11 protein-coding genes and 1 pseudogene are annotated in these 14,068 nt (G+C 69.5%); 6 read left to right on the top strand and 6 right to left on the bottom strand.

The features are described from left to right. Window positions 1–50 precede the first annotated feature (50 nt). A complete protein-coding gene (locus P0Y41_RS08225; protein ID WP_284060889.1) occupies window positions 51–1,181 on the bottom strand; it encodes an ORC1-type DNA replication protein in 1,131 nt (376 codons plus the stop codon). A 413-nt stretch (window positions 1,182–1,594) separates the two neighbouring features. Between P0Y41_RS08225 and P0Y41_RS08220 the strand changes: the two genes are divergently transcribed. Then, window positions 1,595–2,257: a response regulator transcription factor gene (locus tag P0Y41_RS08220; RefSeq protein ID WP_284060888.1), complete on the top strand. Its 663-nt coding sequence runs from the start codon at window positions 1,595–1,597 to the stop codon at window positions 2,255–2,257. A gap of 88 nt (window positions 2,258–2,345) precedes the next feature. Here the strand turns inward: P0Y41_RS08220 and P0Y41_RS08215 are convergent, their stop codons facing one another. Further along, window positions 2,346–4,382 (bottom strand): MutS-related protein, encoded by a 2,037-nt coding sequence (locus tag P0Y41_RS08215; RefSeq protein ID WP_284060887.1) that lies wholly within the window; start codon window positions 4,380–4,382, stop codon window positions 2,346–2,348. Between the two features lie 204 nt (window positions 4,383–4,586). After that, a complete protein-coding gene (locus P0Y41_RS08210; protein WP_284060886.1) occupies window positions 4,587–4,865 on the bottom strand; it encodes a hypothetical protein in 279 nt (92 codons plus the stop codon). 139 nt (window positions 4,866–5,004) lie between these two features. Between P0Y41_RS08210 and larE the strand changes: the two are divergent. Next, window positions 5,005–5,891, top strand: a pseudogene (larE, locus tag P0Y41_RS08205) (ATP-dependent sacrificial sulfur transferase LarE). 57 nt (window positions 5,892–5,948) lie between these two features. Here larE and P0Y41_RS08200 read toward each other — a convergent pair. Next, entirely contained in the window at window positions 5,949–6,620 is a 672-nt protein-coding gene (locus tag P0Y41_RS08200; RefSeq protein WP_284060885.1) for a histidine phosphatase family protein, read from the bottom strand. 66 nt (window positions 6,621–6,686) lie between these two features. After that, a complete protein-coding gene (tatC, locus tag P0Y41_RS08195) occupies window positions 6,687–8,177 on the bottom strand; it encodes a twin-arginine translocase subunit TatC (RefSeq protein WP_284060884.1) in 1,491 nt (496 codons plus the stop codon). Between the two features lie 181 nt (window positions 8,178–8,358). On the opposite strand from tatC, the gene P0Y41_RS08190 reads away from it, so the two are divergent. From P0Y41_RS08190 to P0Y41_RS08180, 3 genes are all read left to right on the top strand, one after another. Continuing rightward, the gene (locus P0Y41_RS08190; RefSeq protein ID WP_284060883.1) at window positions 8,359–11,151 is read left to right on the top strand and encodes a twin-arginine translocase subunit TatC; all 2,793 of its coding nucleotides are present in this window, start codon (window positions 8,359–8,361) and stop codon (window positions 11,149–11,151) included. A 150-nt stretch (window positions 11,152–11,301) separates the two neighbouring features. Next, window positions 11,302–11,514: a ribbon-helix-helix domain-containing protein gene (locus tag P0Y41_RS08185; RefSeq protein WP_284060882.1), complete on the top strand. Its 213-nt coding sequence runs from the start codon at window positions 11,302–11,304 to the stop codon at window positions 11,512–11,514. Then, window positions 11,511–12,236 (top strand): queuosine precursor transporter, encoded by a 726-nt coding sequence (locus tag P0Y41_RS08180; protein WP_284060881.1) that lies wholly within the window; start codon window positions 11,511–11,513, stop codon window positions 12,234–12,236. Before P0Y41_RS08185 ends, P0Y41_RS08180 begins: the two co-directional genes overlap by 4 nt. Before the next feature lie 33 nt (window positions 12,237–12,269). On the opposite strand, the gene P0Y41_RS08175 is transcribed toward P0Y41_RS08180, so the two are convergent. Next, window positions 12,270–13,073, bottom strand: a complete 804-nt coding sequence (locus tag P0Y41_RS08175) for a 23S rRNA (uridine(2552)-2'-O)-methyltransferase (protein ID WP_284060880.1) — start codon at window positions 13,071–13,073, stop codon at window positions 12,270–12,272. A gap of 121 nt (window positions 13,074–13,194) precedes the next feature. Between P0Y41_RS08175 and P0Y41_RS08170 the strand changes: the two genes are divergently transcribed. Beyond that, on the top strand, window positions 13,195–14,064 hold the full coding sequence (locus P0Y41_RS08170; protein ID WP_284060879.1) for a DNA adenine methylase: 870 nt from the start codon (window positions 13,195–13,197) through the stop codon (window positions 14,062–14,064). Window positions 14,065–14,068 lie beyond the last annotated feature (4 nt).

Raw genomic sequence — 14,068 nt, 5'->3', positions numbered from 1 at the left:
GTTGTTCGGCGGTTCTCCTTCGGCCAGTCGGCGGCTTTCCGTCCCGTTGATTACTCTTCGATCCGCTCCAGCACCGGCTCGGGGTCGTACGTCAGCGAGATCGACCGCGAGCGCCCTCGGCCCTCCACCTCGGCGTACTCCGTCTCCACGAGCCCGAGCTGGTCCAGCTTGTTGACGATCTCCGAGTAGCGCGTGTAGCCCAGATCGGTCCGGTCGTGGAACGCCTCGTACACCGACCCGGCCTGCTCGCCGTCGTGTTCCGCGAGCACCTCCACGAGCGCCGTCTCCGAGTCCGAGAGTCCGCGGAGACTGCGCGAGAGGTGGACGTACTTCGACTTGTCGTACGCTTCCTCCACGTCCTCGATGCTGATCGTCCGGGAGGCACGCATCTCGGCGTTGAGCCCGGCCCGACGCAGGAGGTCGATGCCGACCCGGAGGTCGCCCGACTCGGCGGTCAGTTCCGCGACCGTATCGAGTTCGGTGGCGCCGAGGACGCCGTCGTGGAAGCCGCGCTTCGCCCGTTCGCGGAGGATGTCGACCACCTCGTCCACGTCGTACTTCGGGAAGTACACCTCTTCCGGGCGGAACACCGACTGCACGCGCGAGTCTAACTCCTCGATGACCGACAGCGAGAGGTCCGAGGAGACGCAGATGACCCCGACCTTCGCGCCGGCGTGGGCCTCGTGGGCCCGAAGTAACGAGTAGAGGGCGTCGGAGGCCTCGTTCTCGTAGAACAGGTAGTTCACGTCGTCGAGCGCGACGACGAGTACCTCGTCGTCCTCGACGAGGCGGTCGGCGATCTGGCCGAACAGCTTCTTGAACGAGATGCCGGAGCTGGGGGGCTCGTAGTCGAAGATTCCCTCGAACACCCGCGAAAACACCGCGTAGCGGGTGGAGTCGACCTGGCAGTTGACGCGGACCGTCCGCACGTCCGTCTGCGCGCGAAGCTCCGAGAACAGCTTCTGCACCGAGGTGGTCTTCCCGGTACCGGGCGGGCCCCGGACGACGGTGTTGAGCGGACGCGACCCGCGAGCGGCCGGTCGAAGCGCGTATTTCAGGGACTCTAACTGGCTCTCTCGGTGTCGGAACGTCTCGGGGACGTAGTCGATCTCGAAGACGTGCTCGTCCCGGAAGACGGACTCGTCCCACGACAGCATCCCGTCTTCGGGGTCCCCGGCCATGATACCGAACCCTCCCTCGCCCGGCCACTTAATCGTTCCCCGGTTCCGGAGTGAAAGTGAAAACCCTGTCGTGACCGCGTCATCCCACGATCGAACCCGGATACAGTTTCAGTACCGCTCCGGTCTGCAGCGCGCGTCGACGGGGGCGAACGGGGTAGCGCGAGAATGAGCCGGCACACCGGCGAGGCGATGCACTACTGAGACGATTCACCGGCGTGTGGACGCCCACGGCGACGCCGATCGTACCGCCGGCTTGCAGTGCGGGACGACCCGAATCGAGAGCCGGTCGTTTCAACTGCGCGTTACTTTTGGGCTATCCCGACCACCTCTTGCGATCCGCTCCGACTGAATCCGACTTAATCCGACGAACGTGTCGGCGGGATTGACGAGGATATCGATCGTTGTGGCAGGTAATGACGGACGAGAGCGCGGGGGGCGAGACGAACAGGGACAAGACCGCGGGAGACGCGCGGTCATCGTCCCCGAGTGACGCCGGGCGTCCGCACGTCCTCGTCGTCGACGACGAGGTCGACATCCGGGAACTGTACGCCGATCAGCTCGCCGGTGAGTACGACGTGTCGACGGCGGCGTCGGGGCCAGAGGCGCTCGACGTGCTCGACGACTCGGTCGACGTGGTGCTGTTGGACCGCCGGATGCCGGGGCTGCACGGCGACGACACGGTCGAACGGATCCGCGCGACCGGCGTCGACGTGCGCGTCGCCGCGGTCACCGGCGTCGGCGCCGACCTCGACGTGGTCGGCCTCCCGATCGACGCGTATCTGGAGAAGCCGGTCGACCGTTCGGAACTGTTGGACGCCGTCGATCGGCTCGTCCGGGTCGCCCGCTACGACGACCGGGTCCGCCGGTACTTCGCGGTGATGCACAAGCAGGCGGTTCTGGAGGACTCGGGCGTCGTGCGGACCGACGGCGAGTACGGCGAGCTCGCCCGCCGTCGCGAGGCGCTAGAGGCGGGAATCGACGATCTGCACGCACGCCTCGACCACGAGGACTACGAGCTCCTGTTCCGCGACCTCGAAGACGCCGGTTACGACTCCCCCGCCGATCTGTACGTCTGAGGCGTCCGCCCCGGCCCCCGCGCCCACGGTCGCCGGCGCCCTGTTCCCCTCCCGATCGCCGGCGCTCTGTTTCCCGGCCGACCCGGTGTCAGAACTTCTCCAGCAACCCCTCGTAAAACGCGGCGTCGGTGCCCGCAGTGGACCCGGAACCGCCGGACCCGTCGCCGCCGCCAGCACCGTCGCCGCCCGCCTCCCGCGCAAGCTTCTCGACGATCAACTCCGGTGTCGACCGCGCGAGGTGGTCTTTTTTCGGTGAGCGGTTCACCACCAATTCGCCGTCCTCCAGCCCCACGGCCTCGATCCCGTCGACCGCGACGTCGACGGTCGCGGCCTCGCGGATTTGCCGGGCGAGGTGGGAGACGAATACGCCGGTCGCGCCCTGCTCGTCGAGGGCTTCGAGGATGCCGGCGATGATCTTCGCGGAGGCGCCGGGCTCGGTGATCGATTCCAGTTCGTCGACGAGCACGAGCCGCCCGGACGCCCCCGAGACGAGGTCGCCGAAGTCGCGCAGCGTCGACTCGAACGCGCCGGCGTCGAGCGTCCCCTGCGACTTCGCGTAGTAGTGGAGCTCGGAGACGCGCCCCACGCGCGCCGACTCGGCCGGGACGGGAAGGCCCATGTGCGCGAGCGTGACGATCAGCGCGACGAGGTCGAGCGTGGAGGTCTTGCCGCCGGAGTTGACGCCCGACAGCAGGGTGACGCCCGAGACCGCGTAGTTGACGGGTTCGGCCTCCTCGAACGAGACGTCCAACAAGGGCGATCGCCCCCCGTCGATCGCGAAGCCCGCTCCCGTGTCGTTGAGCTCGGGGACGACGCAGTCGAAGTCGCGGGCGAAGCGCGCGACCGCCAGCTCCACGTCGAGTTCGAGCGCGTCGGCGACGAGGTCGTCGGCGGGCTCCCGGAGGGCGGCCAGGTCCGTCGCGAGCGACGACTTGAGCGCCGCCGCCCGGCGATCGCGAGCGGTCTTCAACTCGGTTCGCAGCCGGTTCAGCGGCTCTTCGTTGTGCTCGGTCGGGAACGTCGGGTCGCCCGCGAAGACCCGTTCGGTGAACTCCGCCTCGCTTTCGGCCAGTCGGAGCGCGTCCACGAGGTGTTCGCGCGCACTGCGGATCGCGGCGTCGTACTCGTCGGCCAGTTCCCGCGAGAGCAGGCTGTCGACGCGGGCGCCCTGCTCGACCAGCGAGAGGAAGTCTGTCCCCTCGATCGTCACGTCCTGCTCGCGGATGGCGTCGCGGAGGTGGTCGTTGGCGACGGACTCGGCGGTCGAGACGGCGGCGTCGAGGTCGTCGACGGCGTTCGCCAGTCGGGTCAGCTCCTCGTCGCCGCGGACGGTGCCGTCGTCGTCGAGTCGAGAGAGGGCGTCCCGCAGCGCCTCGGGGTCGAGGGCGGGCTCGATGTCGGCGGCCTCGTGCACGTCGAGCGCCGCGAGCAGCGCCGTGCGATTCTCCGCGAAAAACGCGAGCAGGCGCTCGGGGACGACCTCCTCGTGGTGATCCTCGGGATCGGTGATGACGCGCACGTCGCCGTCGACGTCGACGCCGGCGAACTCCTCGTCGAGCGCGACCACCGTGCTGTACGAGCGCGCCAGTTCCGCGAGGTCGCGGGTGTCCTCGACGACTTCGACCGACAGCTCGGGGAAGGCGTCGTTCACCGCCGCGTAGCGTTCGGCGTCGGCGGTCGCGAGCGCCCGCTCGCGCACCCGAAGCCCGCGGGGCTCCGAGAGCTGCTCGACGCCCGCAAGCGCCGACAGCACCGCCTCGGTCGGCTCGTGGTCGACCGCCTCACCGGCCCACTCGCGCACCTCCTCGATGCGCGACTCCGCGGCGGAGGGGTAGATCGTTCGCAGGCGCTTCTCCGCGTAGCCGGTGACGGCGCGCTCTTGGAGGAGCGAGAGCGCGTCCTCGTATACCTCTCGGGCGCGGTCGGTCGCCAGCCAGCCGCCGGGATCGCCGTGGCGCTCGCGGATTGCGCCGCGCGCGATGGCGGCCGCCCGACCATCGGTGAGTCCGTCCGCCCGGGCGAGCGTCGCCACGTCGCCGCGGCGCAGCGCCGCTTCCGCGCCGTCGAGCTCCGTGAGGGCATCGGCCGTCTTCTCGCCGACGCCCGGGACCGACGTGAACTCCATTCGCCACCCGATACCGGGGCGGGGGTCAAAACCGTGCCGGGGACTGCGTGGCCGAGCGAAGCGAGGCCACGAGAACGCGGGCGGGGAACGAAGTGCTCCGCGAGCAGGGCGAGCCCGACCCGTGGGAGACCGCGAGAACGCGACCGGGGGGCGTAGCGACGCGTGCCCGGGACGGCGCTCAAGTCGTCGCTCGCGACGGACTGGTCAGGGCCCGTCGTCCGCACTGCCGAGCAGGTCCCACCCGACGTGGTCCTCGATATCAGTGACGAAGGATTCCACGCTGTCGACGACGCCGTAGTCGTCCGCGACGCCGCCGTGACGGTCGCCCTCGACGACGCGATTCCGGTCGGCGTCGTAGTAGAACGGCGTCCCCTCGCGGCTGATCCCGAACAGGTACGCGCCGTCGATGTCGGCGGGGACGCCCGCGTGGTCGGTCGCGCGTACGTCCTCCGGGTCGATCGCGTCGGGAGTAGGGGTGGACACATCGTTCCATGTGACCGTCCAGCATGGAGAACGTTACGGCGACCCGTCTAAGGCAGCCGCGCGTCCCTCCGCGACGGCGTCGCGTGCGGCCCGCGCCGCGTTCGGACGACTTTTGCGTGGCGGTCACGTCAATCGGGCCATGGACGACGACGTTGCGGCGAAGGCGGCGGCCGCGCGGGAGGCGCTCGCGGAGCGCGACGGCGTGCTCGTCGCCTTCTCGGGGGCGTCGATTCGTCGGTCGTCGCGGCGCTCGCGCGCGACGCCCTCGGCGACGACGCAGTCGCGTGCACCGCGAAAAGCGAGACGCTCCCAACCGAGGAGTTGGACGACGCCCGACGGGTCGCCGACGACATCGGCATCGACCACGCAGTCGTCGAGTTCTCCGAGCTGGACGACCCGGACTTCGTCGCCAACGGCGACGACCGCTGTTATCACTGCCGGACGATGCGCCTCTCGCGGATGTACGAGGCGGCCCGCGAACGCGGGATCGGCACCGTCTGCGACGGAACAAACGCCTCCGATCCCGGGGAGGGTCACCGCCCCGGCCTCCAGGCCGTCGAGGAACTCGACGTCGTCTCTCCCCTGCTTCAGGCGGGAATCACGAAAGACGAGGTGCGCGCTATCGCCGCCCACTACGATCTTGCCGTCGCCGACAAGCCCTCGATGGCGTGTCTCTCCTCGCGGATCCCGACCGGACTGGAGGTGACCGAGGAGCGCCTCACGCGCATCGAGAAGGCCGAACGGGTCCTTCGGACGTGGGGGTTCTCGCAGTTCCGCGTCCGCGACCACGACGGCCTCGCGCGCATCGAGGTCGGCGCCGACGAGTTGGAGGCGGCGCTGAACCCCGACTTCGTCGCCGCCGCGCGCGAACACATGCTCGATCTCGGCTTCGACCACGTCACGCTCGACCTCCAGGGGTACGAGACCGGGAGCGTCAGCCCCGAGGGCGAGGCCGACAACGGCGTGCACCGCGACGGCGAACCGGTCGTCGAGGACGTGTTCGCGCGCGACTATCCGACCTCGTAGGACTCCGGTCCCAGCGCCGCGGGATCGCTGCTGACCCGTCCGCCCGGCCGACCCCGCTCAGTAGTTCTCCTGTGTCGTCGCCTCCGGCAGGAAGTCGGTGACGTTCTCGCGGATTACCTCGGCGACGGGGGCGTCGCCGTCGCCGGATTCTCGGTCCCCGTCGTCGACCCGAACCTCGTTCACCGCGCAGTTTCCCTGGTCCTGATCGAGCACCGCCGCGACCACGTCGATCCCCTTCATATCCCCGGTCACGACGTACAGCGGGCCGCCGTGAGTGACGACCGCGACCGTCTCGCCGTCGCCGAGCTCGGCGCGAAGGTCGGCAAACGCGGTCAGCGCCCGCGCTCGCATGTCGAGCAGCGACTCGCCGCTCTCGGGGACTGTTTCGGCGGCTGCGTAGCCGATCGCAGAGAGCGTGTACTCGGGGTACGTGCCGAACAGTTCGTCGTAGGCGAGCCCCTGCAATCGGCCGAAGTCGCGCTCGCGCCACCGGGCGTCGAGCGTCGCCTCCGCGGCCGTCGAACGAGAGACCGCTCGGGCGGTCTCGACGGCGCGTTCGAGGTCGGAGGCGACGACCCGGTCGACGGCGTACTCGTCATTGAGGAACCCCGCGAGGGCGTCGGCCTGCTCGCGGCCGCGCTCGGTCAACTCCGTCGGCGCCCACCCTTGGACGCGGCGGTCGCGGTTCCACGTGGTCTCGCCGTGGCGACACAGCAGGATCGTTCCCATTCGCTCCGGACTGGGCGTGGGGAGGCCAAAAGCGTGTCTCGGGACCGCGGTCGGCGGTCGGGTGGGCTAGTTCCCGGTCCAGCGCAACAGCGCGAGCGTCCCCTCGAACAGCACGATCATCGTCGCGCCGACGATGATCGGCGCCATTCCGGTCGGATCCGGCGAGACGATGAACGCCAGGCCGACGAACCCCGACCAGAACAGCAGCCGACGGTCCTCCATCCACTCGCGGGTCACCAGCCCCATCATGATTGCGAGCTGGATGAACAGCGGAATCTGGAAGACGATCGCCATGTAGCCCATCAGCAGGAGGATGAGGTTGAACGTCTCTTTGAGGCTGAACGCCAACTCGGCGCTCCCCTCGGTGTAGCTGATGAAGTAATCGAAAATCACCGGGAGGACGATGAAGTGCGCGAACGCGACCCCGATGATCCCCAGAATCAGGCTCGTCGGCACTGCAGCCAGGTAGTATCGCCGCTCGTGCGGGTACAGGCCGGGACGCATGAACCGGTAGGTCTCGTAGACGAACACCGGAAGGCCGACCAACAGGCCGGCCAGCGACGCGACCTTCAGCTTCGTGAGTAGGAACTCCAGCGGACCGTACACGCGGGGGCGGTTCTGCTCGAAGCCGACGTGGGCGTCCCACAGGAACTCGATGATCTGCTCGGCGCTGGGGACCGTCGGCGACACCGTCCCGATCAACAGCACTGCGACGACGACGACACCCGCGATGCCGAACACGAGGCCGAGACGGCGCATCATCTCCTCGATGTGCGCGGCCAGCGGCATCTCCTGGTCGGATTCGGGGCCGCCGCCCTCGCCGCCGAGCGCGCCGACACCCTTGTTCACCGCGTCCATCCCCTTCTGGGCCGCCGTCATGGCGCCCCCACCATTCGTCGCCGCGCCTTCGCCGCTGGCGGCCGCAGTCTCACCGCTGGCGGCCGGAGCCCCGCCCTCCCCGGTTCGTTCGCCGGCGACCGCGTCGGGAACCGGCTGCGACCCGTCGATCTCCTGTGTGTCCCCGGCGATCGGAGTCGGCTCCAACGAGTCGCGTTCGACCCCGCCGTCACCGTCGCCGTCTCCGTCGTCTCCACTGCCGCTGTCTCCGTCGCCGCTGTTGCCGCTGTCATCGTCCAGGTCGTCGTCCGAGTCGAGTCCGCCGTCCCCGTCCGAACTGACCCCGTCACCGTTGTCGCCGTCCTCGAACGGACTCCGGCGGTCGATCCCCAGTTCCTCGTCGGTGGTCCGTCCCTCCGACGACTCGCCGTCCTCTGCGCTGGTGTCGCCGTCGGTGTCGCCGTCCTCGTCAGCGCCGTCGTCGTCGCCGCTATCGCCGTCGTTGGGATCCGGACCCGCGTCCCGGTCGTCTTCCGTGTCGGCCGGATTCGCGTCCGCGTCGTCCGGGGCGTCGTCGGCGTCTGTGTCGGCACCGTCGTGAGCCGGGTCGCCGTCGGATTCGGCGGGCTCAGGCGGTTCTGCGGACTCGACCGTCTCCGCGTCGCGGTCGCCGTCGGCTTCGGCCGACGGCTCGTCCGGCGGATCCGAGTCCGCGGTCATGGGTGGGCTTCGCCTCCGGTCCGTTATAGGCCTTTTCTGATTGCCTCACCGACCGGCGGCACTCACCGCCGTCCGTCGGGCGGGTGGGCGCCCCGACCGCCGAACAGTCGCCGCGTTCGTCGCCGTCGACGCGACGCGTTCCTTGAAAAGGTTGATAACCAGCAAGTCGCTCTCATCTGGTATGTCGAGCGCGCTCGACGAGGACACGCAACAGACGCTGGCGGACGGCAGGGCCACCGCCGGCGCGATGCTCAGGTCTGCGCAGAAGGACCTCCAGAAGGTGTTCCTCGTCTTCCTCGCCGGATTCATGGGGACGTTCTACGCCCTCCGGCTGTACGTCTGGGACTTCCTCAAGTCTGTCACGCGCGCCCAACTCAGCGATGCCGCCGGTCAGGAGGTCGAGATCATCGCGCAGACGCCGTTCGACGTGATCCTCCTCCAGGCGAAGATCGGCCTCATCGTCGGGATCATCGTCGGGGTCCCGCCGCTGTTGTACTTCTCTCGGGACGCGCTCCGCGAGCGGGGCGCTTGGCCGCAGGCGCCGGTCGCCCGCTGGAAGCTCGCGCTCATCTTCGTGCTCGCCGTCGGGCTGTTCGCCGGGGGCGTCGCCTACGGCTACCTCGTGTTCTTCCCGTTCATGTTCGCGTTCCTCGCGAACAACGCGCTCTCGGCGGGGATTCTCCCGACCTACTCCATCGTGAAGTGGGCGCAGTTCATCGCGCTGCTCACGTTCTCGTTCGGCTTCGCCGCCCAGATGCCGCTGGCCATTACGGCGCTCTCGTACGCCGAGATCGTCCCCTACGAGACGTTCCGCGAGAAGTGGCGCCACGCCGTCGTCGGTATCTTCGTGTTCGGCGCCGTGTTCTCGCCGCCGGACCCGTTCACGCAGGTGATGTGGGCGGCGCCGCTGCTGCTGTTGTACGCGGCGTCGCTGTACCTCGCGAAGGTCGTGGTCACCGCCAAGCGCGGCAGCGAGCGCATCGACGCGGCCGCGACCGCCCGGGTCCACTGGAACGTGCTCGCCGGCGTCGGCGTCGCCGCCGGCGCAGCGGTGTACCTGTTCTACGCCCGCGGCGGCGCCGCGGCGGTCAACGGCGCCGTCGCGGGGACGGGGCTGACGAGCTATCGATTCGCCACCGGCCTCGCGGCGCCGGCGCTGGCGGCGCTGTCCGCGGGCGTCGGCGTCGCCCTTACGCTCGTCGCGCTGGCGTACTTCGTGTACGCCGAACTCGACGAGACCACAGCCGTCGGCGGCGACGCGGGCGACCCCGACGCGATCGACCTCTCGGCGCTGGACGAGGTGGGCGTGCGCGCCGCCCCGCCGGAGGCGTTCGACGGCATGACCGAACCGGAGGCGCTCGAGGCGGCTTCCGCCGCGATGGACGCCGACGAGCCCGGCAAGGCGCAGGCGATCCTCGACCGCTTCGACGAGGCGGCGGCCGCTGGGACCGCCGGTTCGCCCGCAGAAGAGGCCGCGGACGGAGCGGAAGTCGGACGGTCTGGCCCGCCGCGCGATCTGTTCGCCGGCGACGTGGGCGTCGTCGGGGTGATTCAGCGGGGCGCCGGCTTCGTCGACTGGCGCGGCCGGTTCGGATCGCTGTGGAACGTCCTCCTCGGCATCGCAGGGACCGTCGCCGCCGCGGGCTACGTGCTGGTCGAGCGTCCCGAACTCGCGGATTCGGTGCTCGCGGAGTACGGCGCCAGCGCCGCGGGGGTCCTCTCTGTGCTCGGCGTGAGCGGGACCGCCGCGCTGGCCGCGTTCGTCGGCGCCGGCGTCGGGGTCGCCCTCCTCTTGGCCGGGATCCTCGCCGTCTACTTCGCGTACGTCGCCGGCACCGATCCCGACGCCGTCGACGTCGAGGTACTCACCACCGAGGAGGTGCGTCGCGCCCCCGACGCGGTGTTCGACGGCATCTCGGAGCGGCGAGCCAACTACCTCGCGGACCGCGCGGCCGCCGCCGGAGACTCGGCGAAGGCGCGCGCGGTGCTGGATCGCTTCGACGAGCTTCAGGCGGCCCACGAAGCGGCCGAGTCGTCCGCAGACGAGCCCGGCGGCACCGGCGGCACCGGCGGCTCGAGCGGCCCCTCGATCCCGGGACTCTCGAGCGACGCCGGCGACCGCGCCTCGCGCGCGACCGGGACGTTCCTGGAAGGACTCACCGGCGGCGGCCGCGACGAAGAGGACATCGGCGGGTACTACGACGACCTCGCGTTCATCGCCGCCTCGCTGCGTTCACGGCTGTTCATCCTGGTCTCGGTGTTCGGGGTCACGCTCGCGAGCGTGTTCGCGTTCCTCTACCTCGGCGGGATCGGCGACGTGAAGAACAACTTCGTGAACCGCATCCCCGAGGAGATCGTCGGCGTCGGCGCCGAGAACTTCGGCGTCATCGTGCTCCACCCGGTGGAAGCGCTCATCTTCGAGGTGAAGATCTCGACCATCGCGGGCGCCGTGGCCGTCCTCCCGTTCATGGCGTACTACGCGTGGCCCGCGCTGCGGGACCGCGGCTTCGTCCGCGGGCGTCGCCAGGTCGTGTTCGGGTGGGTGGCCGCGCTGCTCGCGGGGCTGCTCGGCGGGCTCGCGCTCGGGTACACCGTCATCGCGCCGGCGGTCATCTCCTGGCTCGTGAGCGACGCGCTGGCGGCAGGCATGGTGATCAGCTACCGCATCAGCGACTTCGCGTGGCTGGTGTTCTTCACCACCGTCGGGATCGGGTTCCTCGCGGACGTGCCCGTTTTGATGGTCCTGCTCAACACCATCGGCGTGTCGTACCAGGCGATGCGCTCGCGCTGGCGCGAGGCGACGATCGCGATCATGCTCGCGGCGGCGCTGTTCACCCCGGCGGACGTGTTCACGATGTTCCTCGTCACGATCCCGCTGATGGCGGCGTACGGCGTCGGGCTGGCGATCCTGTGGGTCCTGACGCTCGGTGGCCGGCGCAACCTCGCCAAACCGACCGTCGATCTGACCCGCTGAGGGCTTCGACTCGCCCCGCGGTTCCGACAGCGCCCGTCCTCCGCCCAACGGTACCCCCGGCGTGAGCCGGCGCTCCGCCGCGAGCCGGCGCTCCGCCGCGAGCCGGAGTCGAGTGCGAAGGTTCAATTATTCGCCTCCGAATATCCTGGTATGCCCAAGATAAGCGTCGAGATGCCCGGTGAGCTCCTCGACGATCTGGACGAGCACGTCGGCGACGACGGGAAGTTCGTGAATCGGAGCGACGCGATCCGCGCGTCGGTGCGCAAGACGCTGGACGTGCTCGACGAGATCGACGCCCGTCACGGTCGCCTGGAGGACGAGAGCGACGCCGTCGGCGACGCGGCGGGCGGGGCCGACGAATGAGCGGTGCCCGCGGCGTCGAACCCGCGGAACCGCGTCGGCTGCAGGTCCCGCTGGCGGCGGTCGTGCTCACCGCGCTGTTCGTGTCGGCGCTGGTCACCGCGCAGGTCATCTCCGCGAAGCTGTTGGCCGTCTCGCTCCCGGTGCTGGGCGCGGTGACCGCGCCCGGCGGGACGCTCGCGTACGCGGTCACCTTCTTCGCCTCGGACTGCCTCTCGGAGCTGTACGGCAAGTCGTACGCTCGGAAAGTGGTGAACGTCGCGTTCGGGATGAACTTCGTGCTGCTGGCGCTGGTGTTCGCGACCATCGCGACGCCCGCCGCGCAGGGCTCCGTCGACCCCGCCGCCTTCGAGACGGTGCTCGGCCTCTCGGGCAACGTCGTGCTCGGCTCGTTGGCCGCCTACGTGATCAGCCAGAACTGGGACGTGATCGCCTTCCACCGCATCCGCGAGTTCACCGACGGCGACGCGCTGTGGCTGCGCAACGTCGGCTCGACCGCGTCGAGTCAACTCATCGACACGGTCGTGTTCACGCTCGTCGCGTTCGCGGTCGCGCCCGCCGTCCTCGGCGTCGGCGCGGCGCTGCCCACGCCGGTGCTCGTGTCGCTCATCGTCGGGCAGTACGTCCTCAAGCTCCTCATCGCGCTGGTCGACACGCCGCTGGTGTACGCCGCCGTCGCGCTCGTTCGCCGCGACGAGGCGGAGTCGTCGGGCGTGAGCGCCTGAGAACAGGCCGAACCGCACCGCCTCCGTCCGCCCTCAGTCGACGCGTTCGGTGAACCCGAAGCGCGGCTTCACGTCGTCGACGACGATCTCGACGGTCTCGCCGGCCTCGGCGCCGGGGACGAACAGCGTGTACCCGTCGACGCGGGCGACGCCGTCGCCCTCCTCGCCGGTGTCGGTCACCTCGACCGTGAGTCGATCTCCCTCGCTCACTGGCGAGTCGGTGCGTCCGCGAGCGATCAGGTACCGCTCGGAGGAGCGCTTCCGGCTCGCCTCGGGGGTGTACGCCCGGACGTACTGGAACTCGGATTCCACGTCGGCGCGGAAGTCGGCCAGGTCGGGCCCGTCGAACACCTTCACGACGAAGTCGCCGCCCGGCTTCAGGAGTTCGAGCGCGGTGTCGAACGCCTGCCGGCAGAGGTGGATCGAGCGGGCGTGATCAAGCTGGTACTCGCCGGTCATGTTCGGCGCCATGTCGGAGACGACCAGATCTACGGGCCGTTCGAGTTCGGCGTCGTCCGCGGGATCCGGATCGACGCCGAGGGCCTTGCGGAGGTAGTAGCGGGTTCGCTCCTCGGTCATGTCGCCGCGGACGGTCTCGACGTGGGGGAACTCGAGCTCGTCGATTCGCTGGAGGTCGACGCCGACGACGCGGCCGGCTTCGGTCACCTCCTCGGCGGCGACCTGCAACCAGCCGCCGGGGGCGGCGCCCAGGTCGACGACGGTGTCGCCGGTGTCGAACAGGCCGACCTCCTCGTCGATCTGGCGGAGCTTGTAGGCGGAGCGAGCGCGATACCCCTCCTGTTTTGCCCGGTTGTAGAAATCGTCTTTGCGAGCCATGGTCAGTTACCCGTGCGTTTCGCGTGGATGCGGGTAACTCGTTCGCTCGGCGGCGACGACGCGGACCGAGCCGCGGGTTGAGAGGCTTTATGACCAGCCACGCGCGAGTCTCGCCAACAGGATGGTCGAGCCGATCCTCAAGTGGGCCGGCGGGAAGCGCCAACTGCTCTCGGAGATCACGGGCCGGTTTCCCGTCGAGTTCGAGCGCTATCACGAGCCGTTCGTCGGCGGCGGCGCCGTCTACTTCCACATCGAACCGGACGGCGGCTCGATCAACGACCTCAACGACCGCTTGGTGACGCTGTACGAGACCATCCGCGACCGCGACCCCGACGACCTGATCGCGGAGAACCGCTCTCACGAGCATTCCGAGGAGTACTACTACGACGCCCGCGACGACTTCAACGAACTCCGCGAGGTCGACGAGAAAACCGCCGCCGAGCGGCTCCGCGAGGCCTCGCTGTTCATCTATCTCAACCGGACCTGCTTCAACGGCCTCTACCGCGAGAACAACAGCGGCGAGTTCAACGTCCCGGTCGGTCGCTACGCCAACCCCGACTGGGTGCAGGCCGACCGGGTCCGCGCGCTTCACGATGCGCTCCAGGGCACGTCGATCCACAACGAGGACTTCGAGTACGTCCGCGAGGCGGCGAGCGCGGGCGACCTGGTGTACTTCGATCCGCCCTACGAGCCCGTCTCGACCACCGCTGACTTCACCGACTACCACGCGGAGGGGTTCGATCGCGACGACCAGCGACGCCTCCGCGACCTCGCGGTCGACCTCGACGAGATGGGCGTCTCGGTCGTCCTCTCGAACTCGCCGCCGGTCGCGGAACTGTACGAGGGCGTCGAGCAGTTCACCGTCCACGTCGTGGAGGCGACGCGGGCGATCAACAGCGACGCCGACAACCGCGGCGAGGTGGCGGAGGTGCTGATCACGAACGTCGCCGAAGGCACGCAGCGCCGGAAAACACTCTCCGAGTACCAGTAGATCG

Source organism: Halobaculum halobium, assembly GCF_030127145.1.
GTDB classification, from domain to species: Archaea; Halobacteriota; Halobacteria; order Halobacteriales; family Haloferacaceae; genus Halobaculum; species Halobaculum halobium.
The sequence above is the reverse complement of the archived record's forward strand: the minus strand, read 5'-3'. Positions and strand labels throughout refer to the sequence as shown.

What these genes read in the sequence shown, in the direction of transcription:
- tatC (WP_284060884.1), bottom strand. Translation starts at nt 8,177, where the DNA reads ATGACCGCGGACTCGGATCCGCCGGACGAGCCGTCGGCCGAAGCCGAC.
- P0Y41_RS08175 (WP_284060880.1), bottom strand. Translation starts at nt 13,073, where the DNA reads ATGGCTCGCAAAGACGATTTCTACAACCGGGCAAAACAGGAGGGGTAT.
- P0Y41_RS08220 (WP_284060888.1), top strand. Translation starts at nt 1,595, where the DNA reads ATGACGGACGAGAGCGCGGGGGGCGAGACGAACAGGGACAAGACCGCG.
- P0Y41_RS08180 (WP_284060881.1), top strand. Translation starts at nt 11,511, where the DNA reads ATGAGCGGTGCCCGCGGCGTCGAACCCGCGGAACCGCGTCGGCTGCAG.
- P0Y41_RS08200 (WP_284060885.1), bottom strand. Translation starts at nt 6,620, where the DNA reads ATGGGAACGATCCTGCTGTGTCGCCACGGCGAGACCACGTGGAACCGC.
- P0Y41_RS08225 (WP_284060889.1), bottom strand. Translation starts at nt 1,181, where the DNA reads ATGGCCGGGGACCCCGAAGACGGGATGCTGTCGTGGGACGAGTCCGTC.
- P0Y41_RS08170 (WP_284060879.1), top strand. Translation starts at nt 13,195, where the DNA reads ATGGTCGAGCCGATCCTCAAGTGGGCCGGCGGGAAGCGCCAACTGCTC.
- P0Y41_RS08185 (WP_284060882.1), top strand. Translation starts at nt 11,302, where the DNA reads ATGCCCAAGATAAGCGTCGAGATGCCCGGTGAGCTCCTCGACGATCTG.
- P0Y41_RS08215 (WP_284060887.1), bottom strand. Translation starts at nt 4,382, where the DNA reads ATGGAGTTCACGTCGGTCCCGGGCGTCGGCGAGAAGACGGCCGATGCC.
- P0Y41_RS08190 (WP_284060883.1), top strand. Translation starts at nt 8,359, where the DNA reads ATGTCGAGCGCGCTCGACGAGGACACGCAACAGACGCTGGCGGACGGC.